Genomic DNA, 17,881 nt, shown 5'->3' with positions numbered 1-17,881 from the left:
ATGAACGAGCGCGCTGACTTTGATAGCCCTTGGAAAGAGATACTTACCGAGTATTTTCCCCAAGCCATACAATTCTTTTTCCCAGCCACCGCGGCCTTGATTAACTGGGAGCTACCCCATGAATTTCTCAATCAGGAATTTCGGCAAATTGCCCGTGATGCGGAGCAAGGTAAACGTTATGCTGACCAATTAGTCAAGGTTTGGCAACTTAACGGCGAAGAAATCTGGCTATTAATTCATGTAGAAATTCAAGCACAGAAAGAAAATGATTTTAGTCAACGGATGTTTACCTATAACTTTCGCATCTTTGACCGCTTTGATAAACCAGCCATTAGCTTGGCAATCTTGTGTGATAATAACCGCAACTGGAGACCGCATAATTACAGTTATAACTACCCCCAGACAAGGTTAAACTTTGAATTTGGCATAGTTAAATTGTTAGATTATGAACAACGGTGGCAAGAGTTAGAAAATAGTCATAATCCCTTTGCTACAGTGGTGATGGCGCACTTGAAAACCCAGCAGACACGCTCATCACCAGCAGAACGGAAAACCTGGAAATTTAGCTTAATCCGTAGGTTATACGATTTAGGACTAAAAGAACAGGATATCCGCAATCTCTATCGCTTTATCGACTGGGTTATGATTTTACCAAAAGCACTGGAAAATAAATTGTGGTCAGAATTTAAGCAATTTGAGCAGGAGCGGACTATGAGGTATGTTACCACCGGCGAGCGCATAGGTTATGAACGGGGAATACAAGAGGGTAGACAAGAGGGAATACAAGAGGGAATACAAGAGGGTGAACTAACCCTGATTCTCAAACAACTAAAAAAACGATACGGTGAATTATCCCCAGAATTACAGCAGCGCATCCAGTCTCTTTCCCTCCACCAATTAGAAGCCCTGGGGGAGGCTTTACTAGATTTGGGTAGTATGGCGGATTTACTGGCTTGGTTGGAATCCCAGTAATTACTGTGGGGCGCTCTTGTCTCCCTATTTTCAAATACTAAATGGAATGCAGGGCGATCGCCACTTACTCCTTCTATGGTTTATGAGGATAGAGATGGGGTATTTACGGTTTATAGGAGAAAAAATCATGACAGTTACAACCCCCAAGAACATGACCTTGGAAGAGTTTCTGCAATTTGATGATGGTACAGATAATTTATATGAATTGGAGAACGGCAAATTAATTTCTATGCCTTTAGAAAGTGAGCTAAATCGTCGGATAGCCATGTTTTTATTGGCATACTTCCTAAAATTAGGTATTCCCTATTACCGCTTGAGTATGAAAACAGAAATGGCCGTATATAGTCGCCAGGTGGGGGTGCGTGTTCCTGATTTGGTCTTGTTTTCTGAAGAATTGGCTCAGGTAATGCAAAGTGCTACACGCTCCCTAATTTTAATGGATATGCCGCAGCCGTTGTTGGTGATTGAGGTAGTCAGTCCAAATCAAGAAAATCGGGATTATCGTTACAAGCGCTCTGAGTATGCAACGCGGGGAATCCCTGAGTATTGGATTGTAGATCCCATACAGCAAAAGGTGACGGTTTTGCAGTGGGTAGAAGGTTTGTATGAGGAGCAGGTTTTTACTGGTGATATGGTGATTTGTTCCCCCTTGTTTTCTGAAATCAAGTTAACGGTAAATGATATTTGGCAATGTTAACTCAAATATTTATAAAGTCGGTGCGCCAGGCGATAACTATAATATAGCATTTCCCATGCTCGTGAGGTACAAAGTTGTTTAGTTTCAGGGAACACCGGAACAGGGAACAGGGAATAGGGAATAGGGAATAGGGAATAGGGAATAGGGAATAGGGAATAGGGAATAGGGAATAGGGAATAGGGAATAGGCAATTGATGTGTACTTCATTAGCCTGAAAAAGGCTATAAGGACTAACAGGATGTTTTAAAAGTTATGATTAAGGTATCAAATATTGTTTTACCCCGCCTTCGGTGTGTTCCCCCGTTCCGGTGTTCCCTAAGGTGAAAATTACCTGTTGAAAACTTATCAAACAACCTCTAACTAATCAGGGGAGGATTTTGTCTTTCCCTGATTTTTTTATATAGCAATCCTAAATGATTCATGAACAATTTCTGTTCCCTGTTCCCTGTTCCGGTGTTCCCTTTCCTCACTGATAATTTCTCAAGTCAAATAGGATGACTATATCAAGTAAATAAACTACACACCTTAATATCATAAATCTTGTGGGGTGGGCAGAAAAGCCCGTCCTTTTGTACCTAACTCAAATCAAAGGCGCTGTAAATCTCAAATTAATCGGGACATAATTGTAACTATTTTGTCCCTTTTTTCTGGGTTATAATCCCGTATTTTGTCTGTTTATTTGTATATTGTATGACTTTTAAGCCATAATTACGACTGTTTTATGTAATATACCGTTACAATTGCGGAAATTTTAGTGACAAAGCTGTAACTATTTTGTCCCTTTTATTTTGGGAAAATATCTAGACATAAGTGTTTTACTTTCATACACTGCTATCAATCGAGGTTTTAAACCTTGGGTTTGATTGTTGAAGATAATAAATGGAGGAACAACTCTCATGGCTGATATTAAGATTACTAACCTAAAAACTGATTCCGAAATTATAGACCTCAAAGCCGAAGCTGAAAAGGGTAATCCCGAAGCTATTGTTGCTTTTAAGTCTCTGCGTGGTGGTCTTGCTTGTTGTTGTTGGTGGAAATGTTCTTCTCATACTCTCTCTCATACAAAGAGTTGAATTTAATTGAATACTTCCTACATTGAGGGCTAAGATTAAACCCTGGAGACGTTATTTAGAACGTCTCCAAAAATTCATGGTTTTTTTAGCAACTGCATCTCTTTATCATTCGTTTTGATGTTTTTCCTCTTTAATTAATCACCGCTAGATTAAAAAAGTTAAATCAGCAGAGTATTCTCAAGGAAAATTATATCTAATGTGCTTGAATTAAGGATTACAAAACTATGTTTATACCTTCACTCGATGATTCATTCATTACTTGGATAAATCGCCCATATTTAGACATGGGAGATGTTAATACTGCTCCTTGGCACGTATATGGAATAAGTTACGCCTATTCTCAAATGGTTGGAAATACTATTATAGGTGCTCCTGTTACTCTTATTCACCCTATCTCATTTAGAGAATCATTAATTAGAGAATATCGCCTATTTAAATATCAAGTTACTAACCCACTTGATCTTGCTGATGAATTAAGAACTGAACGGTGGAATACTTTATGTGCTTATTTAACTAATTACCAAGAATTGGCTTCTATTATTCAGGTTCGAGTTATTAGTCTTTTATCTAGTTTATGCCTTCATAAAGCGGTTTTACAATATGTGCCACAACTATATGAGTCAGATATTGCCAGCAGTAATATTTTGGCTAATTTAGCTTTGCAACGAGCTATATCAAATCTAATGATACAGCCTGATGCTGGTAACTTAGATAATATTAAAGAATTTGAGACAATTGCTAAGCAAGCTCCTTTAGATAGTCATGAGCGATTTGGCAGTGCAAATAGTCTAGTAGCATTATATGCTAAAACCTTTAGAAATTTGAAAGCTACTGAGTATTGGGTAAATGAAACTAGTAAGACGCTAGATCATTTGAAACCTTTGCTTAATAATTTTGAGCAGAAACGCTTACAAAGTGTCTATATTCGTGCTGCCGTTTTTGTTCACCTGTTGCAAGGAGATAAACAAGAAGTTGTTCAACAGATGAATTTATGTCAGTCTCTTGCGGAAGAATTGACTGAAGAAAGTACAAATGATCAAGAACGAATGCTTGCTCATGAAAATTTGACTACCGTATTTGAAAGTCGTGTTAAGGAAGCATCATGGCTAGGAAATTTTGAACTTGCTGAAGAAAGAGCACAGAAAATGGTTCAAATGGAACCATTGTATTCTAAGTACCACCTTCAATTGGGAGAAATTTTAATTAACCAAGGTAAATTTGAGGAAGCCGCCAAGATATATCGTTCTGCTGCTCGACTTGGACCTCCAGGAACAGCAATTGCTTGGTTTATGGCTGGTCAGTGCCATGAGAAACTCGGTGATATAGATATTGCCTGTGATTGCTACTTAGCCTCGGTAGAGATGGATGAACTTGCTATATCAGCAGTCGAGCGACTCCATAAATTAGCCCACTATTTGAGAAATTCGGCGTTGGTTAAATGGAGTGAGATGCGTTTACTGGAGTTAAAAAAAGCCGAGAAACTATATGATCAAGTACAAAAGTCCCAAACTACTTATATTCCAGAAGCTGCTTCTGGGTTAAAAATGGCTGGGCAAGTTGTTAGATCATACGATAATTAATTCCCATATTCATACTCAATATGGGAATGAGAATTAACGAGAATAGTGTTGCATGTTTGTTTGTAGTATGAATAAAGCTCTAGCAACCTTGGCTGTAACTTTCATCAACGCCACGATAAATAATGGCAGCAAGAAATCAAGACATTTTCATTGTCATTTATGGATTATTTTTACTACTTCAGCTTGTTTGTGTATCCACTCACCAAGTAACTCAGTACCAATTTGAAGATGTAACTCATCATTCAAATGCGGCTGGATAATCTCCTCCACAAAAATCAAACGCACACCCTTAGCTGTAATAATAGGTTTAAGCACCTGGGGGGGATTGGCTGCAAATACAGCGGCAGATATTTCTGGCTTTAAATCCCGGCGACGCTGTACCCCCAAATATCCCCCCTGACGGCGCAATTCCACATCTTTAATATATTGGTGCGCCACATCATAAAAACTCATCTCCCCTTCTTTAATGGCGTAAAAAAGTTCTATCGCCAAATCTTCATCTTCTAACACCACTTCATACATCACCACACCGGCATAATTTAGCTGGTTTTGCCAGAAATACGGCTCGATTTTATCGGCAAATAAATGTTGAGTTAACTTACCACTAATTAAGTTTGTATATATAATCTCTTCAAAATCATCTACAGATAAACCATGCTGCTCTAACCATTTATAAGTATCCTCAGCACTGGTGAGTTTATTTGTTAAGCGTAAAAAATCCGCTGCTTTTTGTAATTCCTCAACTTCTACTTTGATTCCCGCTTCCTCTGCGGCTGATAAGATAATCTTACGGCTGACAATCTGCTCTACTAGCTCAGGAATTTGTAGGGAAAGCTTGACTTGTTGCCAAATATCTGCTTGGGTAATGGTGATGGATTCTAACATGATTTACTCCTAAAATTTGATTGATTTTGGTTGATAAAATTTAAACCCCACCCTAACCCTCCCCTTATTAAGGGGAGGGGACTGGATTTACTGTTTCTGTCGATACATCGGGGAGAATGGGTTGATTTGAACGCCCCAGAAAAGCATTTGCACTTTACTACAACTTGACACCCCCCTGCTGTAACTGCTTAAAGGGATCAAGTATAAAATCAATAATCCGGCGCTGGCGCACAATTACCTCCGCTGTTACAGTGTCGCCGGGATTTAAAGGGATACATTTATCCTGACTAGGAATACAATCTTGATTCATGGAAATTTCTAACTCATAGGCTGCTACCCTCCCATTAGGTGTATCTATTTCTGTAGTTGTGGGAGAAATCTTGAATAATTCACCACTAATTATCCCGTAGTCTTGGAAAGGATAGGCATCAAATTTCAGCTTAACCGGTAAACCCTGACTCAGGGAACCGCTTTGACTTGTGGCCATTTGTCCCCGGACAATTAACGGTGAACCTGTGGGAGCAATTTCGGCAATTAAGGTACCTGGTTGCACCACAGAACCAGCTTTTTCAATAGGTAACTGAAATAAGGTTCCGCTGACGTTGGCTTTTAACACTCGTTGATTAAGTTGAAATTCCCAGGACTGAATTTGGCTTTTAGTTTGAGCAATTTCTGCATTTAGGGTAGAAATTTCGCTCTCTATATTTTTCAGTTGTTCTTCGCTTCTGAGTACCGCCAGTTTACCAGCATTAGTGACTATTTTGTAACTATTTTCTTGTTCATTGACTCTTAATTGGGCTTGTTTAATATCAGCATCAAATTGCTTAATGGTGCGCTGATAACTACTTTGTTGTTCTCCTAACCGTAACTGGGCTTGTTGAATATCTGATTTACTCTGTTCATATAATCTTTGTTGTTCTTGGGCTATATCTTGCTTTTCTACCAGTGTGATTTCTGGTATAACTCCTGATTCCCGGAGTTGACCATAGCGTTTAACTTCTCGTTGACTGCTAGCTAACCGGGAAGCCATTAATTTATTGGCAGTTTGACTATGTTCTAGGCTTTGTTTAGCTTGATTAACTTGGGATAATTTTTCCTCTTTTTGTAAATTAGATAAACTCTGTATGGCGGTTAAATTTTGTCTAGCTTGGTCAATTTGAGATTGTTTTTCTAACTCTTGAAATTGATTTTGTTGGCGCTGGGTTGCCAAAACTACAATTAACTGATTTTTTAACAGGTTTAACTGAGATAACCGATTTAATTGACCTTCTAATCTGTCTTTGGTTTGTCGTAATTCGCCTTTGACTAGTTCTGATTCTAGTACCAATAAAGTCTGTCCAGCTGTAACTACATCACCTACTTTGACTTGAATTTCCGCCACGGTTCCAGCAACGGGTGCATCTAGTCTGACTGTTTTACCTTGGGGTTCTAATCTTCCCCTAGCTGTACCTGTTTCATCGACGCGGGAAAACATCGCCCAGGGTAAAACTATGGATACAAATATAATCAGGAAGTATAGTAATCCCCTTGTCCACACTTGGGGTAAACTATCTAGTAGGTCTTTGGTGACATGAGACCAATCATCTATTAAGTTGGCTGGTTGTAGTGGTTCATGTTGCTCATGATTGATGCTATTTGGCATAATTCCCCTGGATATAGTTGTGAAATTTAAATGATTTGGCAAAAAAATTGATTATGGTAGTTATATCCCCGACTTCTATGATAAATGTTGAAGGGATGAGAAGATGGTGTTCAGAAGTCGGGGATATTACCTGCATTATCTAACTGTTGTTGATTGAGATAGTAATAATGTCCCCGTTTAGCCATTAACTCGTTGTGGGTACCACTTTCAATTAATACCCCTTTATCGAGTACCAAAATTAAATCCGCATTGCGCACTGTGGAAAGACGATGAGCAATTACTAATGTGGTTCTACCTTTGAGGATGGTGTTTAAGTTGTTTTGAATTATGCGTTCTGATTCAGCATCTAAATGGGAAGTGGCTTCATCTAAAATCAGCAGTGAGGGATTACCTAATAAAGCTCTTGCTATGGCAATTCGTTGTCGTTGTCCACCAGATAACATTCCCCCACCTTCACCGATTTGGCTTTCATAACCCATGGGTAACTTTTTGATAAACTCATCAGCCCCTGCTAACTCTGCCGCTTCTATAATTGTTTGTAAACTTGCCCCTGGGTGTGCTAAACTAATATTTTCGCGAATCGTACCGCCAAACAGAAAAGTATCTTGGTCAACTACCCCCACCTGTTCCCGTAGGGAACGTAAGGACAGACTGGTAATATCATGTCCATCAATTAACACCTGACCATCTGTAGGGGGATACAAGCCTAAAACTAACTTAGAAATAGTTGTCTTTCCTGAACCACTGCGACCTACTAAAGCTACCATTTGCCCTGGTTTAACGGTAAAGCTGAGATTTTCTAAAACGTTAATATCACTTTCTGGGTGATAACGAAAGGTGACATGATCAAAACAGATATGACCTTGAATTGGTGGTAAAGATTGCCGGACTTGATGCTGTAAATCCTCTTCTGGTTCTGTATCCAAAACATCGTTAATCCGCTCTACAGCGATGGTTACTTCTTGTAACTCATTCCACAAAACAGTTAATCTTTGAAATGGGGCAATCACATTACCCAACAGCATATTAAATGCTACTAATTGCCCAATAGTTAACTGATTTTGAATTACTAGATATGCCCCATACCATAGTAAACCAGTAGTAACAACCGCGTCAATCAAATTACTAAAAATTTGCAGGCGATTACCGATAACCTGCCCAGAAAAGCTGGTTTTCACTCTTTTATTTAGTAAGTCTTCCCAATGCCAACGTACCGTTTGCTCCACTGCTGTAGATTTAACGGTTCTCACCCCAGTTAAAGCTTCGATTAAATAACTACTTTCAGTAGCATAGGCGTTAAAAATCTCCCGAGATATCCGGCGTAAAAACGGGGTAGCAATCAAGGCTAATAGGAAAAAAGGCGGCACAATTACTAAAGCTAAAAGTGCCATTTTCCAGCTATACCAAAACATCAACCCGACATAAATAAATACGGTGATTAAATCTAGTACAATAGATAAAGCCTCACCGGAAAGAAAGCGTTGAATCTTGGTATTTTCCTGAACACGGGAAATAATATCCCCTACATAACGAGACTCAAAGAAATTGAGGGGGAGACGCAGGGTATGGCGAATAAAAGCCACAATTAAAGCCACATCTAATTTATGGGCTGTGTGGTCTAATAAATATTGCCGTAACCCCATCATAGCCACACGGAATAAACTAAAAATTAGCAGCCCTAAACCCACAGCAAATAAAGTTAATTCCGAACGTTGAACTACGACCCTATCTAAGATTAACTGAGTGAATAAAGGGGTAACTAAACCAAAGATTTGAATAAATATAGAAGCAGCAAATACTTCCAACATCACCAAGCCATGGGGCTTGATTAATTCAAAGAATTGCCAGAAGGGTGTGACGGTTTCGGGGGTATCTTTGAAAAATGCTGTGGGTTGTAGCAGCAGTGTGTAACCCGTCCAATTGTCTTTAAATTCGGCGTAGGTGAGGGTACGTTGACCAATGGCGGGGTCGGCGACAATGACGGATTTGCGGGTAATTTCATAAACAACAATGTAATGTTTACCTTCCCAGTGGACAATGGCGGGTAATTTTTGCTTGGCTAGTTGATCTAAACTAGCTTTTACTGGTCTGGTACTAAAGCCTATACTTTCAGCAGCGGTGGATAAACCCCGTAAAGATGAGCCATTGCGGTCAACATTAGCGATATCTCGTAAACGATTGACACTAAAGCGTTTACCCCAATAACGAGATACCATGACTAAACAAGCAGCACCACAATCTGAAGCACTTTGTTGAGCAAAAAACGGGTAACGGCGAATAGTTTTCTGTAGTAAATGTCCGACGCGCTGTGTAGGACTGGGGAGGTAAGCTTTACCGATCTTTTTTGATGTCTGGGTTGGTGTGACAGGTGGGGGGGTGATTTCCTCTTGGGGATATGTAGGTGGTGAATCTGAAGTTACCAGTAAAGAATTAACTGCACGGGCTTGGGTGAATAAATGGTTTTGAATGTGGGGATATTTCTGCATCAAGGCTGACAAAACTGTAGCCGGAATGAAGCATAGTTGTAAATTAACACTAGCTCTAGCTCCATAGGGGTAAAAGTCAGCTTCTGGGAATAGGGTAAATTCCCCAAATGATGCTCCTGGTTCTAAGGTAGTAATTAACTCATCTGCGTGATTCAACAGCCTGACTTTACCAGTGATGATAATGTATACACCAGCATCTACATCTTTTCCTTGCCAAAACTTACCGACCCTGGGGCTTTTGAATTTAAACTGTGAGTAGTAGTTGTGAAATTCTGCTGGGGAGAAAGAATGACCTAGAACCTGGTTGAACTGTTCTAGAGACAGCACAGAAACCGGTAGATTTTGCACCATAAGTTTTTAAATGAGTATCTAAAGTGGGTGTAATATACGAAATTACGGGGTCTTCTAGAGGGGTATCTGACTTCAAATCTTGAATCAAGATGCTAGGATTCCCAGTATTTCCCGTAGTTGTTTCTTGGTGATGATTGATTTGGCGACAAGTGGATAATCCCAATTGTTTGAGTAGTCGCTTAATGTGTCTATGGCTCAATTCCACACCAAATTCCTGAGCTAAATGTTCACCCAGCCATTTAACAGTCCACCGTGTAAAAGCATAACCATAGTCACGGGGACTACTAACCACCAATTCTTGCAAACGCTGTAAATAGTCGTTATTGACCACTTTAGGACGACCCACGGGACAATCACCCCATTGATGCGCCATACCACTCCTGGCCATGTGCATCCAGTGTCTCACCATTGCGGGACTACAGCCCAAAATGTGACAAATAACTCCTTGAGATTTCCCTTCATCTGCAAGTAGCATAATTTGAATCCGTAGCCGATATAAATCAGGTAAATCTGTTTGTAAACTTTTTTGTAATAGGTCTCGTTGAAATGGTGTCAAAAACTTACCTGTATTAATGTCTTGAATTTGCTCCTCTCTCTTATATTTATGGACAGACATAAACAGAAATAGTGATAAAGAAACCCATTATATTATACAGAGTAATTTGGGCATGAACTCGAAATTATACAAATAATAATTTTGTGATAAAAAGATTATGAAAATATAAAAAAATTGAAAAATATTCAAGCTCCACCTTGCTGCTAACAACACCTAAGCAACTGTTACTCTGTTAAGCCTGTGGGTCTGTGGGTGAGACGAATAACTTGATGGAATAACCCAGCCAACCCCAATAACAGAACCGTCAACCAATCACCCCAACGCACGTATAAAGTGCGAGTTTCCCGCTTGTAGATAGTTTCAGCATGAGTTGCATAAGTGTTATGTCCAGATATCCATAAGGTGTGACCGTGGGGGTCAACAAAGGCGGAATATCCGGTATTAGTCGCCCGCACTGACCATCTATCGGTTTCAATAGCCCGCATGATATCCAAGGCGTGATGTTGAAATGGCATAGAGGGGCTGTAATGAGCATCGTTAGAAGCACTGAGAATAAATTGCCCGCCAGTAGCAGCTTGACGGCGAAATATTTCGGGGAAAGCGGAGTCATAACATATACCAACTATAGCCCGACCAAAGGGGGTATCAAATATCTGATTGGTTTTCCCTGGTACTTGGTGAGCATCCAGAGGTGATAAGCGCCCAATTATGCCGCCTAAAATATCCTCAAAGGGTATATACTCCCCCAGTGGGACTAATTTAGTTTTGTCGTAACGGCTGAAAATTTCACCTTTCCCAGTGAAGGTAAATAAACTATTTGTATAACTGGTTCCCTGTTCTCCAAAAGCCCCAACCCAAGCAACTACGCCTTTTTCTTGCACTGCTTGCACTAAGCTAGTGTTGGGGAGGTCGCGCTGGAAATAGGGTAAAGCTGCTTCTGGGGTCAGGACTGCATCAACACCTTGGTCTACTAGATTGTAATATCCGGTGGTGTAACCTGCTAAAGCCCGCCGCAAACCTTGGGGTATAAGTTTTATTTCGTTGGGGATATTACCTTGGATGATTCCCACCTGCAAAGCTGCTGCTGGTGGTTGGGCGATGGGACGGCTATATAAATAAAACCCCAACAGGTGTAAAGTCATGAATAGTGAGATGGCGATCGCCAAGTGTTGCTTGACCACCCGACCAGAGGAGGAACTTCTACTGTGGCGGTTAATCCATGCTTCTGCAATTAAACCATTAACTGCAACTATGGCGGCGGTGACGGTGTTCGGTCCTGATAGTTGACCCAGGTGTAAAATTACGAGGTTGTGGGGACTTTGTGTATAAGCCAAGGAACTCCACCACAGGGGTCCAGCACTCCAAAGACTTTCTAATCCGCACCAAATAGCCGTACCAAATAGAACACGTAGCCCCGATTTTTTCCCCCCCCAACGAGCCATAAGCGCCCCCCACAGGGTGAGGAGCAACCCCCCAAGTAGGCTAATAAATGACCAACAAAACAGGGTAATTGCTAAACTTGGTAACCAAGGAACGCCCAACCAGTTCATGGGATGAATCCCAGTAATCCAGGATAGGGCGACACCATGATAGCCAACACCCCAGGCGAGTCCCAGGAGGGGGGGAGATGCAGGAGAGGTAAAAACTAACACCCACAGGGGGGCGAGGGCAACCCAGGCGAAAAACCAGGCACCCACGGGGGCTACGGTTAGCCCCATTAAGACACCACTGGCGCAGGCGATCGCATAGGGGAGTAAGGTTGTTACCCTTTCCCTATATTTTTTACTCAGCTGCTTCCACATCTTCACCGGTATCAGGAGGAACTATAGCTACACCATTAATGGCATCATCTTCATCCAGACGCTGCACTCTCACCCCAGTGGCTGATCGCGATTGTATGGAAATGGCATTCACCGCTTGACGGATGATTATACCACGATTAGTCACCATCATAATTTCATCGTTATCATTGTTAACAATGCGTAAGGTGGCTAATTGGTCTTTAATCTTACGGTTTTTGAATTTGGTAGCCATTAAACCCTGACCAGCGCGGTTTTGCAGTCGGAATTGGGCGACTGGTACGCGCTTACCATATCCGCCCATGGTAATCACTAACACCCAAGGACCAATAATACCGTTACTTGGTACTTCTAGGGATTCCTCCTGGATGTCTATGTCTGCGTTGTCTATGTCTGCGGTTTCCTCTGTATTCAGGGTGTCCAGAATGGCGGCTGGGAGTATATCCATCCCTACGAGTTCATCGCCATTTTTTAGTTTCATGGCTCTGACTCCCCGAGTGGCTCTACCCAGAGGGCGTAGCTGTTCATGGGTACATCGAAAATGAATCGCCATCCCTTGACGAGAACCCACTAATATGCTGTCCTCTACTCTAGCTCGGCGTACCCAGCGCAGTTGGTCGCCTTCTTCCAGAGAAATAGCAATTAAGCCGTTAGCTCTGATGTTACTAAATGCAGCTAATTCCGTTTTCTTAATATTGCCGCCTTTGGTGAGCATAACTAGATATTCTTCACTGCTAAACTCATCTACGGGGACAATTGAGGTAATTTTTTCTTCCTTGGGAATGGGTAGCATTTGCACAATGGGTGTGCCGCGACTGGTACGGGAACCGACAGGAATTTGATAAGCTTTTAAACAGTAGACGACACCGCGATCGCTAAAGAATAAAACACTGTCATGATCGCAGCAAGTTAAGAAATGCTCAATGGTATCATCATCTTTGACCTTAGCGGCGGCTTTCCCTCTGGTAGCGCGGCTTTGGGCTTCAAAGGTGTTGACAGGCATCCGTTTGATGTAGCCTTGTTCTGTGACTAAAATGATGGCTTTTTCGTTAGCAATCAGGTCACGCTCATCTATATCGCCTTCACCGGGTAAAATTACTGTACGCCTGGGTGTTGCAAAGCTGGTTTTTAGCTGAGTGACTTCGGTTTCGATGATTTCTAGTATCCGTTCTCGCCGGGCTAAAATATCCTGTAAATCGGCAATTTGAGTTTGTAAATCTGCGTGTTCTTGACGAATTTTATCTGCTTCTAAGGCTGTCAAACGCCGCAGCTGCATCTGTAGGATAGCATCGGCTTGGACTTCTGACAGGCCGTAATTTGTCATTAACTCGGCTTTGGCTGTGGGTGCGTCGGGTGCATGACGAATTAAAACAATAATTGCATCTAATTGAGATAAGGCAATTAATAACCCCTGGAGGAGATGATCACGAGCTTCGGCTTTTCGCAGTTCGTAGCGGGTGCGTCTGGTAATTGATTCGACGCGGAAATCTAGGAAGACTTCTAAGAACTTCTTCAGGGTGAGGATTTCCGGTTTACCATTGACCAGGGCCAGCATATTCGCCCCAAAGTTAGCTTGGAGGGGGGTTTGCTTGTAAAGGTTATTGAGGACTACACGGGGGTAAGCATCCCGCTTCAATTCAATCACGATTCTCATCCCATCGCGATCGCTTTCGTCCCGAATATCTGCAATTCCTTCCAGACGCTTTTCATTCACCATGTCGGCGATTTTTTCAATCAACCCCGCCTTATTAGTTTGGTAGGGTAACTCAGTGATAATAATTGCTTCTCTATCCGGTCGTCCTCGTTGTTCTACGGTTTCAATGGTAGCCACACCCCGCATAGTAATAGAACCGCGTCCAGTGGTGTAGGCTTCCCGAATCGCTGCTGTTCCCAACACCTGGGCCCCTGTGGGGAAATCTGGACCCGGAATATACTCCATTAATTCCAGGTCAGTGATTTCAGTGTTGTGAATCAGCGCCACCAAACCATCAATTAATTCTCCCAAGTTGTGCGGGGGGATATTGGTAGCCATACCCACAGCTATACCGGAGGAACCATTGAGCAATAATTGGGGGATGCGTGATGGTAATACTGTCGGTTCTTGTTGGGAACCGTCGAAGTTATCGATAAAATCTACAGTTTCTGATTCAATATCTTGGAGGAGGGACAGACTAGTTAAAGCTTGTAACCGACACTCTGTGTATCGCATGGCCGCCGGTGGGTCATTATCTACCGAACCAAAGTTACCATGACCGTTAATCAGGGGCGATCGCATGGAGAAGTCCTGGGCCATGCGTACCAAAGCATCATAGACCGCTGTATCACCGTGGGGGTGATATTTACCCAAAACTTCCCCAACTACACGGGCGCATTTACGAAATGGGCGATCGTGAGTCAGTCCCAGCTCGTGCATTGCGTAGAGGATGCGACGATGCACAGGTTTGAGACCATCCCTTGCATCTGGGAGCGCCCGACCCACAATCACACTCATGGCGTATTCCAGATAAGACTGGGACATTTCATTGCGCAGGTCTGTGGGGATAATCCTCTCCTGTGAGGTTGTCATAATCTAAAAAACTCCAAAAAATGTAGATTTTAGCCCTTACGCTTGTTGCCAGCGTCAAATTATTCTGAATTAATCTTGAATAATTTCCATATTTTTGTTAACATTATAACATATAATCTCATCTTTTGCACCTAAATTAACCAGCTAAAATATCGAGAAATAAACTGGAAAACTAGACTTTTTGCCTATGGTAATATAAAAAACATTATGAATGTGTTTTTAGTAACTATTTTATAGGAAAAAATAACTAGAAACATCTCATTTATAACTAATAGTTTATATTCAAATTAATTGCCAAAAAAAAGTTATTTTAGCCAGAAGATAGTCCTTCGATCCTAAGCAGTCTTAGTCTTACATCTGTAGTTAATCAACTTTTTCCCATACTGGAAATAAGACAGAACAGCCCTAGATTAGAAACAATAATAGTAAATAAAGCAATCCTAAATGATTCATGAACAATTTCTGTTCCCTGTTCCCTGTTCGGTGTGTTCCCTTTCCTCACTCATAATTTCTCAAGTCAAATAGGATGACTATATATTACCATTGAGGTATGGGGAAAATAGGAATTTAACTCCCACTGATAGTACCCCTTCCGTACTACATATCTTAAGGTGAAGACTAGGAGTTAAAATAAATTGCCATGAATCACCAAAAAGTTTTCAACTCAGGGGAAAAAGCTCACCCAGAAGATGCTGCATCTCAATTAAGTCCGGAGGTGCTAGACATGATCAAACATCCTCCCAAAATGGATGATGTCATCCGCGCTCAGTCACCTGCGGAACGGAGGGGGAACCCTGCTTTAGTACCGGAGATGCTAGAGCAACCAATTGATGAAACTCTTGAGGAGCATGAAGGGTAGAGCAACAATCAGGATAGAATAACCCAGAGTATTCTGCTGTGTCTCCTTATGCTATCAGTCATTTATTCTGATGAGTTTCTAGACCACAAAACTGGAAGATATCATCCCGAAAAACCGGAACGCTTGACGGTAATAGTCAATGCTCTCAACTCAGCCACCTTTGGGGAAAAAATTACTTGGCTTACCCCTACGCCAGCATTAGAAAGGCCATCGCTTATACCCACACTACTCAAAGCCCATGATCTAGCCTACATCAACAAAGTTAAAGAAATTGCCGCCAGTGGAGGGGGTTATTTAGACGGTGATACACCAGTTTCTCCCCGCAGTTATGATGTAGCATTATTAGCAGTAAGTGCCTGGTTGGATGGGGTGGATACTGTACTCACCTGTGCTAACCCGGCTTTTGTCTTAGCACGTCCACCGGGACACCATGCTGAACGTAATACTGGTATGGGCTTTTGTTTATTTTCCCATGCGGCGATCGCCGCTTTATATGCCCTGGAACAACCAGGAGTTAACCGCGTCGCCATTCTCGACTGGGATGTACATCATGGCAATGGTACCCAGGCGATCGTCGAAACTCACCCGCAAATTGCATACTGTTCTTTACATCAGCATCCGTGTTATCCCGGTACTGGGAGAGCTTCTGAGAAGGGATTATATGATCATGTCTTGAATTTACCGATACCCCCTGGTAGTAATATCACTGTATATCAGCCAATCATAGAAACTAGGGTAATACCGTTTTTAGCTGAGTTTCAGGCGGACTTACTGATTGTCAGTGCAGGTTATGATGCTAATCAGTCAGATCCTTTAGCCAATATTAATTTACAGCCTCAAGACTATGCCTTATTTACAAATGCTTGTCTGGGACTAACTCGGAAAATTCTCTTTGGTTTAGAAGGTGGTTATGATTTTACCTCCCTTTCCCAATCTGTATTAGCCACTATTGAAACCTGCTTAATTTAACTTAATATATCTTCTAGGGTGCGTCAGACCCTGTGAATTGTGGAAATCAAGAGATTTTTGATATCTGACGCACCTAAATATTAATTTATATATATTTCTGTATTCTAGGTCACAAAAAATGCATTAAATTCATCTCATGTCCAGAAAAAAAAAATCTCTTTACCCTCATAAACTGTCTAAAGTTTTGTTAAGATGCTAATGAAAGTCATTGTTCCATGAGAACTGTTAAATCAGGAAATGGAAACATGAACACTAACAACAGCACAGAGTTGAAAAGGTGAAATAATGAGCACCTATATGTTTTTTGAAGATGCCCTGAGAATGTTTGCTAATATCTATTTGCTATCAGCAGTCATGCTCATAGCAGCTTCTGGTGTTGGTTTAGCAGTGATAGAAACCATTGAAAAAACAGGAGAACGCTAAATAAACCCTCAAAAATGCAAGTTTTACAGACAGACCACATCTACAGGGAAATCACTGTAAAGCTACAGTAACTTAATTTTTACTAGCGATCGCCTTGCAAAACCCCACTTCATGGAATTGAAAACTATAATTCTCTGCGACCCTCCAAGGCTCTAGCTAGTGTCACCTCATCTGCATACTCCAAATCGCCCCCCACGGGTAGACCAAAAGCAATACGTGTCACCTTGGTAAATGGTTTAAGTAGCTGACCGATATACAGGGTTGTTGTCTCCCCTTCTATAGTCGGACTAATAGCCACAATCACCTCTTGGATTTTTTGTTGACTCACCCGCTGCACCAAAGCTTGAATAGTTAGCTGTTCTGCTCCAATACCATCCATAGGGGAAATCACCCCACCTAAAACGTGATACTTACCTTTATATTCGCGGGTTTTTTCCAAAGCAATCACATCACGAGAATCAGCTACCACACAAATAGAGGTATTATCGCGGTTAGGATGACGACAAATTTCACAAACAGGATCAGCAGATAGGTGAAAGCAAACAGAACACAAGCCTATCTGCTTTTTTGCATCAATCAAGGCTTGTGCTAAGGCTTCTACTTCGGCTTCGGGACGTTTTAAGATGTGCAACGCCAATCTTTGGGCTGATTTGGGACCAACTCCTGGTAGGCGTTGCAACTGCTCGATTAACCGTGCTAAAGGACGTGCGTAAACCGTGGTTTTATCTCCTGTATTTTCTCATCATCAACTATGATGACATTTTTTCGGTCATGTTTTTAGATTGTGCGATCGCTTCGTCAGCTGGAGTAATTAGGTTAAAAAACAAAAAAAGCCCCCTATCTCTAGGAGGCTTTTTTCGATTCAGCTAAAGTTTATGATTAGCCGTTGATTGCAGGAGCAGTCAAAGCAACAGGAGCAACTTCACCAGCAGCCAAGTCTAAGGGGAAGTTGTGAGCGTTACGCTCGTGCATTACTTCCATACCCAGGTTAGCGCGGTTGATGACATCAGCCCAGGTAGCGAT

14 protein-coding genes and 1 pseudogene are annotated in these 17,881 nt (G+C 41.6%); 7 read left to right on the top strand and 8 right to left on the bottom strand.

Annotated features, from left to right (window positions below; translation table 11 throughout):
* The 4 genes from NWP22_RS04290 (at window position 1) to NWP22_RS04275 (ending at window position 4,322) form a co-directional block, all read left to right on the top strand.
* Entirely contained in the window at window positions 1–972 is a 972-nt protein-coding gene (locus NWP22_RS04290; protein WP_280801562.1) for a DUF4351 domain-containing protein, read from the top strand.
* A 127-nt stretch (window positions 973–1,099) separates the two neighbouring features.
* On the top strand, window positions 1,100–1,669 hold the full coding sequence (locus tag NWP22_RS04285; RefSeq protein WP_200987012.1) for a Uma2 family endonuclease: 570 nt from the start codon (window positions 1,100–1,102) through the stop codon (window positions 1,667–1,669).
* A gap of 896 nt (window positions 1,670–2,565) precedes the next feature.
* Complete coding sequence (locus tag NWP22_RS04280) at window positions 2,566–2,742, top strand: hypothetical protein (protein WP_280801561.1); 177 nt, start codon at window positions 2,566–2,568, stop codon at window positions 2,740–2,742.
* A 224-nt stretch (window positions 2,743–2,966) separates the two neighbouring features.
* A complete protein-coding gene (locus tag NWP22_RS04275; RefSeq protein WP_280801560.1) occupies window positions 2,967–4,322 on the top strand; it encodes a tetratricopeptide repeat protein in 1,356 nt (451 codons plus the stop codon).
* A 153-nt stretch (window positions 4,323–4,475) separates the two neighbouring features.
* Here the strand turns inward: NWP22_RS04275 and NWP22_RS04270 are convergent, their stop codons facing one another.
* The 6 genes from NWP22_RS04270 to gyrA form a co-directional block, all read right to left on the bottom strand.
* Entirely contained in the window at window positions 4,476–5,207 is a 732-nt protein-coding gene (locus tag NWP22_RS04270) for a peptidylprolyl isomerase (protein WP_280801559.1), read from the bottom strand.
* 157 nt (window positions 5,208–5,364) lie between these two features.
* Window positions 5,365–6,849 (bottom strand): beta-barrel domain-containing protein, encoded by a 1,485-nt coding sequence (locus NWP22_RS04265; protein WP_271733536.1) that lies wholly within the window; start codon window positions 6,847–6,849, stop codon window positions 5,365–5,367.
* Window positions 6,850–6,959: 110 nt separating this feature from the next.
* Window positions 6,960–9,686, bottom strand: a complete 2,727-nt coding sequence (locus NWP22_RS04260) for a peptidase domain-containing ABC transporter (RefSeq protein WP_280801558.1) — start codon at window positions 9,684–9,686, stop codon at window positions 6,960–6,962.
* On the bottom strand, window positions 9,580–10,302 hold the full coding sequence (locus NWP22_RS04255) for a helix-turn-helix domain-containing protein (protein WP_280801557.1): 723 nt from the start codon (window positions 10,300–10,302) through the stop codon (window positions 9,580–9,582). The genes NWP22_RS04260 and NWP22_RS04255 overlap by 107 nt, the downstream gene beginning before the upstream one ends.
* 164 nt (window positions 10,303–10,466) lie before the next feature.
* Complete coding sequence (gene lnt, locus NWP22_RS04250; protein WP_271733533.1) at window positions 10,467–12,044, bottom strand: apolipoprotein N-acyltransferase; 1,578 nt, start codon at window positions 12,042–12,044, stop codon at window positions 10,467–10,469.
* Window positions 12,025–14,607: a DNA topoisomerase (ATP-hydrolyzing) subunit A gene (gyrA, locus tag NWP22_RS04245; protein ID WP_271733532.1), complete on the bottom strand. Its 2,583-nt coding sequence runs from the start codon at window positions 14,605–14,607 to the stop codon at window positions 12,025–12,027. The genes lnt and gyrA overlap by 20 nt, the downstream gene beginning before the upstream one ends.
* Window positions 14,608–15,247: 640 nt before the next feature.
* Here gyrA and NWP22_RS04240 point away from each other — a divergent pair.
* From NWP22_RS04240 to NWP22_RS04230, 3 genes are all read left to right on the top strand, one after another.
* Window positions 15,248–15,466, top strand: a complete 219-nt coding sequence (locus NWP22_RS04240; RefSeq protein WP_271733530.1) for a hypothetical protein — start codon at window positions 15,248–15,250, stop codon at window positions 15,464–15,466.
* Between the two features lie 48 nt (window positions 15,467–15,514).
* Entirely contained in the window at window positions 15,515–16,435 is a 921-nt protein-coding gene (locus tag NWP22_RS04235) for a histone deacetylase family protein (protein ID WP_271733529.1), read from the top strand.
* A 285-nt stretch (window positions 16,436–16,720) separates the two neighbouring features.
* The gene (locus tag NWP22_RS04230) at window positions 16,721–16,858 is read left to right on the top strand and encodes a hypothetical protein (protein ID WP_271733528.1); all 138 of its coding nucleotides are present in this window, start codon (window positions 16,721–16,723) and stop codon (window positions 16,856–16,858) included.
* A gap of 124 nt (window positions 16,859–16,982) precedes the next feature.
* Here the strand turns inward: NWP22_RS04230 and recR are convergent, their stop codons facing one another.
* Together recR and NWP22_RS04220 are read right to left on the bottom strand one after the other, a co-directional pair.
* Window positions 16,983–17,537 carry a recombination mediator RecR gene (recR, locus tag NWP22_RS04225; protein WP_417006604.1) on the bottom strand — a complete coding sequence of 185 codons (555 nt, stop codon included), beginning with the start codon at window positions 17,535–17,537 and terminating at the stop codon, window positions 16,983–16,985.
* Between the two features lie 200 nt (window positions 17,538–17,737).
* Window positions 17,738–17,881 (bottom strand): annotated as a pseudogene (locus NWP22_RS04220) (photosystem II q(b) protein); the annotation flags it as partial.

This window comes from Anabaenopsis tanganyikae CS-531 (assembly GCF_029891675.1).
Classification (GTDB): Bacteria; Cyanobacteriota; Cyanobacteriia; order Cyanobacteriales; family Nostocaceae; genus Anabaenopsis; species Anabaenopsis arnoldii.
This window is presented reverse-complemented; position numbering and strand designations above follow the sequence as displayed.

What these genes read in the sequence shown, in the direction of transcription:
- NWP22_RS04285 (WP_200987012.1), top strand. Translation starts at nt 1,100, where the DNA reads ATGACAGTTACAACCCCCAAGAACATGACCTTGGAAGAGTTTCTGCAA.
- NWP22_RS04280 (WP_280801561.1), top strand. Translation starts at nt 2,566, where the DNA reads ATGGCTGATATTAAGATTACTAACCTAAAAACTGATTCCGAAATTATA.
- NWP22_RS04240 (WP_271733530.1), top strand. Translation starts at nt 15,248, where the DNA reads ATGAATCACCAAAAAGTTTTCAACTCAGGGGAAAAAGCTCACCCAGAA.
- NWP22_RS04270 (WP_280801559.1), bottom strand. Translation starts at nt 5,207, where the DNA reads ATGTTAGAATCCATCACCATTACCCAAGCAGATATTTGGCAACAAGTC.
- NWP22_RS04230 (WP_271733528.1), top strand. Translation starts at nt 16,721, where the DNA reads ATGAGCACCTATATGTTTTTTGAAGATGCCCTGAGAATGTTTGCTAAT.
- NWP22_RS04255 (WP_280801557.1), bottom strand. Translation starts at nt 10,302, where the DNA reads ATGTCTGTCCATAAATATAAGAGAGAGGAGCAAATTCAAGACATTAAT.
- NWP22_RS04275 (WP_280801560.1), top strand. Translation starts at nt 2,967, where the DNA reads ATGTTTATACCTTCACTCGATGATTCATTCATTACTTGGATAAATCGC.
- lnt (WP_271733533.1), bottom strand. Translation starts at nt 12,044, where the DNA reads ATGTGGAAGCAGCTGAGTAAAAAATATAGGGAAAGGGTAACAACCTTA.
- NWP22_RS04235 (WP_271733529.1), top strand. Translation starts at nt 15,515, where the DNA reads ATGCTATCAGTCATTTATTCTGATGAGTTTCTAGACCACAAAACTGGA.
- NWP22_RS04290 (WP_280801562.1), top strand. Translation starts at nt 1, where the DNA reads ATGAACGAGCGCGCTGACTTTGATAGCCCTTGGAAAGAGATACTTACC.
- NWP22_RS04260 (WP_280801558.1), bottom strand. Translation starts at nt 9,686, where the DNA reads ATGGTGCAAAATCTACCGGTTTCTGTGCTGTCTCTAGAACAGTTCAAC.
- NWP22_RS04265 (WP_271733536.1), bottom strand. Translation starts at nt 6,849, where the DNA reads ATGCCAAATAGCATCAATCATGAGCAACATGAACCACTACAACCAGCC.
- gyrA (WP_271733532.1), bottom strand. Translation starts at nt 14,607, where the DNA reads ATGACAACCTCACAGGAGAGGATTATCCCCACAGACCTGCGCAATGAA.